The sequence below is a fragment of the Caulobacter sp. CCH9-E1 genome, assembly GCF_001556515.1.
Classification (GTDB): Bacteria; Pseudomonadota; Alphaproteobacteria; order Caulobacterales; family Caulobacteraceae; genus Caulobacter.
In genome coordinates, this window is sequence record NZ_LSJA01000092.1 from 1 (window position 1) to 4,867 (window position 4,867).

4 protein-coding genes and 1 pseudogene are annotated in these 4,867 nt (G+C 69.6%); 3 read left to right on the forward strand and 2 right to left on the reverse strand.

Features of this window, described 5'->3' with window-relative positions; translation table 11 throughout:
• The first annotated feature begins 64 nt into the window (after nucleotides 1-64).
• Nucleotides 65-571: a signal peptidase II gene (gene lspA / locus AX690_RS05420; RefSeq protein ID WP_082769520.1), complete on the forward strand. Its 507-nt coding sequence runs from the start codon at nucleotides 65-67 to the stop codon at nucleotides 569-571.
• A 113-nt stretch (nucleotides 572-684) separates the two neighbouring features.
• Nucleotides 685-1,254, forward strand: coding sequence for a DUF3035 domain-containing protein (locus tag AX690_RS05425; RefSeq protein ID WP_066680056.1), 570 nt, complete (start codon nucleotides 685-687; stop codon nucleotides 1,252-1,254).
• A gap of 217 nt (nucleotides 1,255-1,471) precedes the next feature.
• Here the strand turns inward: AX690_RS05425 and AX690_RS05430 are convergent, their stop codons facing one another.
• Entirely contained in the window at nucleotides 1,472-2,416 is a 945-nt protein-coding gene (locus AX690_RS05430; protein ID WP_066680054.1) for a TraB/GumN family protein, read from the reverse strand.
• Nucleotides 2,417-2,474: 58 nt separating this feature from the next.
• Nucleotides 2,475-3,523, reverse strand: a pseudogene (locus AX690_RS05435) (TraB/GumN family protein); the annotation flags it as partial.
• Nucleotides 3,524-3,636: 113 nt separating this feature from the next.
• Between AX690_RS05435 and mutL the strand changes: the two are divergent.
• The coding region (gene mutL, locus AX690_RS05440; protein ID WP_156449576.1) for a DNA mismatch repair endonuclease MutL at nucleotides 3,637-4,867 on the forward strand (1,231 nt) is incomplete at its 3' end.

Genomic DNA, 4,867 nt, shown 5'->3' on the forward strand with positions numbered 1-4,867 from the left:
TTTCAAAGGCGTCATCCCCCGTTCTGAAATCCTCTCCCTCCGGGAGAGGATTTCAGAACGGGGGATGACGCCTTTGAAAATCACCCGCCTCGGCTGGACCGCCTACGCCGTCGCCGCCGCCGTCCTGGTGCTGGACCAGCTTTCCAAGCTCTGGATCCTGGGCTTCCTGGGTCGCGAGCAGGGCGCCAGCGTCCCGCTGCTGGGCCCGCTGCACCTGACCATGGTCCATAACTACGGCATGAGCTTTGGCCTGCTGAAGAACAGCGACTGGGGCCGCTGGCTGCTGATCGGCTTCTCGATCGTCGTGGTGATCGGCCTGGCGATCTGGGCGCGCAAGGCGACCAAGCTGCTGCCGGCCCTGGGGATCGGCATGATCATCGGCGGCGCCATCGGCAACAACCTGATCGACCGGGTGCAGTACGGCTATGTCGTCGACTTCATCGACGTCTCGCGGCTTTATTTCCCCTGGGTGTTCAACGTCGCCGACTCGGGGATTTCGGTCGGGGTGGCGCTGCTGCTGCTGGACAGTTTCCTGTCCGAAGAGAGCAAACTGTCGCATCAGACCGAGTAGTTTTGGCCGATTGCCGCCGCAATCGCGTGGGACATTGGCGCCCGCGCGAGGATGTCGTATCGAGAGCGTCCGAATTTCTGGGCCGGGGGTCGGCTCTGCTGGAGCATGGTTTGATGAGTTTCAAACGGGTCGCCGCTGTTAGCGCCCTGACCGTCGTGGCCGCGATCGGCCTGGCCGGCTGCACCTCGACCAAGAAGGCCCTGGGGATGGACAAGGTCGTCCCCGACGAGTTCCGCGTGGTCAGCAAGGCCCCGCTGGTGGTGCCGCCCGACTATTCGCTGCGTCCGCCGGCGCCCGGCGAGCCGCGCCCGCAAGAGCTGCAGCCCGAAAGCGCGGCCCGCGCCGCCCTGATCGGCCAGAGCAACGCCGCCGGCCGCTCGGAAGGCGAGAAGCTGCTGGTCGCCCGCGCCGGCTCGGACAAGGCCGACCCGCTGATCCGCTTCGTCGTCGACGACGAGAACGGCGACCTGGCCCACAAGGACGAGAGCTTCGCCAGCAAGGTGATGTTCTGGAAGAAGGGTCAGAAGACCACCAACGTGACGACGGCGGCCGAAGCCGGCGCCAACGCCCCGATGGAAGTCGACGCCGCCGCCGAGGAGGCTCGCCTCAAGAAGCTGGTGGGCGCGGGCGGCGTGGTCATCAGCCGCGAGAAGAAGGGCGGCATCAAGCTGCCGGGCCTCTAGGGCCGGACGTCTCCGCCGAGATACAGAATGGCCCGGAGCCTCGCGGTTCCGGGCCGTTTTTGTTTGGGGCCTTCAGCGCCCCCTCCGTCTCGATGCGTATCCGCATCGTGACACCTCTCCCGTTTCACGGGTGAGGAGGGTTACCCGCCATCCTCCCCCGCGTGCAGGGGAGGCGGATCGGCGCGGAGCGACGAGACGGAAGGGGCGCTTTCTCCCCCTACCCCTCCGCTGGCGTCCGCACCGTGATCCCGCGCGCCTGCAGCTTGTCCAGCACGCCGTTCTCGGCGACGAGCGCGCGCAGGGGGAAGTAGGCCACCGCGTGGCCGGGGGTCTTCAAGAGATCCGTCAGAGCCTGGACCTCGTCGTCGACCAGCTGACGCTTCAGATCGGCGACACCGGGCATCAGCAGCTCGCAGCGTTCGGCGCTGCGGGGGCCGGCCAGGGCGTCCTTGACCCGGCCCTTGGCCCAGGCGTCCGCGGCGGCGCGGATCGGCGCCGGCCCCGCCTCGGTCGCGTCCAGCGTCTCGGACAGGCAGGTCAGCCCCGCCTCCTCGCTATGCTCGCGCACCAGCGCCTTCAGCATCGGCATGGCCTTGTGGACCGCCGCGGGCCGCGACTTCACCCGCCGCTTGCGGGCCAGATCGCCAATGGTCCGGTCGGGTTCGGAGACCTTCGGTTGGGCCTCGCCATTGGCCTTGTTGTTGAGCTGCAGCGCCACGAACGCCGGCTTCCATTTCCGCCACTCGCCGGCGTTCTTGGGGTCGACGGCGGTCCAGGCGCGCTGGGTCCGCGCGGCCAGGGTCGGGGCGCGCCCGGCCCACGCGCCGTCGTCCTTGAGACTGCCGCGCAGCCTCAGCATCGCCGGGATGTCGGTGAGGCCCGCCTGCCAGACGGGCGGCGTCAGCAGCACCGAGGCGCCGTCCAGCCGCCGCTCCAGCACGGACCTGTCCCACGCCATCCCCTTGGGCAGGGCGCTGGGCACGCCCAGGACATAGATCGTGGTGTCGCCGTCCGACACCCGCCACCAAGCCGGACCCGGCAGCTTGGCGCTGACCACCAGGGCGTCGACCACATTGGCCTGGGGGTCGTCGATGACTTGAGCGCGCGCCGCGCCGCCCGTGATCGCCACGGCCAACGCCAAGCCTGTCAGGATCGTCCGCATCTCACCCCTCCCGTGTGTGGGCTCAACCCTCGGAAGACCGTGTGGCGGAAGCTTGGCCTTATTCGGGCGCGGTTACGGTGAAGCCCTTGGCGCGCAGGCGATCCAGCACGCCGCCCTCGGTCAGCAGCGAGCGCAGTTCGATCACCGCGACGGCCTTGCCGGGCTTCTTCAGGGCCGAGGCGATCGCGGAGACCGCGTCGTCCTGACCGTCCTTGAACTGACGCGCGATCCAGGGCGTGGAGGCCAGGCAGCGCTGATAGCCGCGCTCGGCCGAGACGACCTCGCGCACCTGACCCTCGGCCCATTGCTCGGCGGTCTCGCGAACGCCGGCCAGGCCGTTCTCGGCCTCCTTCAGGCCCGCGTCCAGGCAGAGCTCCTGCAGCGGCCGCGGCGCCTCGGCCAGCGACTTGACCATGCCGATCAGGTCGTAGTCGTCCAGCTTCTTGACCCGGGGCTGGACCGCGACCGCCTTGCTCTTGGCCAGGTCGCGGATGCGATCGGTCAGGTCGCCGACCGTGATCGAGACGCCGCCGCCGCGGTCGTTGGCGATGATGAAGCCCGCAAGCGCCGGCTTCATGTCGTCGTATTCGCTGACCGGCTTGCTTCGGGCCTTCAACCGCGTCTCCAGCCGCGCGCGCAGTTCGGGCGGCAGGGTGTCGCGCATGGGCCTGTCCATCATGAACGGCTTGCCCCGCCCGGGGATCAGGGCCAGCAGACTGAGGATCCTGACCTCGGGCTCCTGGCCGATGATCAGGACGTTGGCGCCGTCCAGCCGTCGCCGCAGCACCGAGTCGTCGAAGTCCAGCTTTCGCGGCGTGAAGGCGGGGACGCCCATCACATAGACGGTGGTGTCGCCGTCCGAGACCTTCCACCAGGCCGGCCCCGGCAGGCGGGCGTTGACGATCAGCGCTTCGACCAGATTGGCCTGGCTGTCGACCGGCGTCAGGTCGACGGGCTTGGTCTGATGGATCGAGACCTCGTTCTTGCCTTGCGTCTGAGCAAGCGCCGAACTCCCCATCAACAGGGAAAGCGCCAGGCCGGCGGCGGCGAAACGGGTCAGCGTCACTATCTTCAGTTCCTCGAACGAAGGCGGAATCGAGCTAAGGTTTTCGATCTCCCTCTGGTTGGCCGATCGGCCTTCGTTCGGCAACTTAAGGAGTTGCAATGTCGGCGCCCCGCCTCACGTGTGGTCGCCGGCCTGCCTCGTGAAAGTCTGCTTGATGCCCATCCGCCGCCTGCCTCCCGAGACCGTCAACCGCATCGCCGCCGGCGAGGTGGTCGAGCGGCCGGCCAGCGCCATCAAGGAACTGGTCGACAACGCCATCGACGCCGGCGCCACGCGGATCGAGGTCGAGGCGCACGGCGGCGGCCTGACCCGCATCTTGGTGGCCGACGATGGCTGCGGGCTCTCGGCCGAGGAGCTGCCGGTGGCCATCGAGCGCCACGCGACCTCGAAGCTCGCGCCCGACGCCGACGGTCTGTGGGATCTTCTGCGCATCCACACCATGGGCTTCCGGGGCGAGGCGCTGCCGTCGATCGGCTCGGTGGCGCGGCTGCAGATCAGCTCGCGCGCCAAGGGCCAGTCGGACGCCTACTCGATCCTGGTCGAGGGCGGCCAGGTCGGCGATGTCGCCCCCGCCGCCTTCCCCGGCCCGCACGGGGCGCGGATCGAGGTGCGGGATCTGTTCTACGCCACGCCGGCCCGCCTCAAGTTCATGAAGTCCGAGCGCGCCGAGGCCCTGGCGATCACGGAAGAGATCAAGCGCCAGGCCATGGCCAATGAGAGCGTCGGCTTCTCGCTGGATATCGACGGCCGCCGGGTGCTGCGCCTGCCGCCCGAGCATCCGGGGCCGCAGGGCCGGCTCGCCCGCCTGGCCGCCGTGCTGGGCCGCGAGTTCCAGGAGAACGCCTTGGAGATCGACCAGACCCGCGACGGCGTCCGCCTGTCGGGCTTCGCGGGCCTGCCGACCTACAACCGGGGCAACGCCGCCCACCAGTACCTGTTCGTCAACGGCCGGCCGGTGCGCGACCGTCTGCTGCAAGGCGCCCTGCGCGCGGCCTATGCGGACTTTCTCGCCAGAGACCGCCACCCGACGGCGGCCCTCTATGTGACGCTCGATCCGACCGAGGTCGACGTCAACGTCCACCCGGCCAAGGCCGAGGTGCGCTTCCGCGATCCAGCCCTGGTGCGCGGCCTGATCGTCGGGGCCCTGCGCCACGCCCTGGCCGGCGCCGGCCACCGCGCCTCGACCACCGTGGCGGCCCAGGCCCTGGACAGCATCCGCGCCCAGCAGAGCCCGTTCCCGGGATACCAACCGGGCCCATCAGCCGCCGGCTTCTCGGCCTGGCGCGAGGGCGGCTGGACGCCGCCGACCCAGCGGCCGATGGACTTGCCGGGCTTGAGCGAGGTGTCGGCGAGGGTCGAGGGCGATTTCCCCCTCGCGGGGAGGG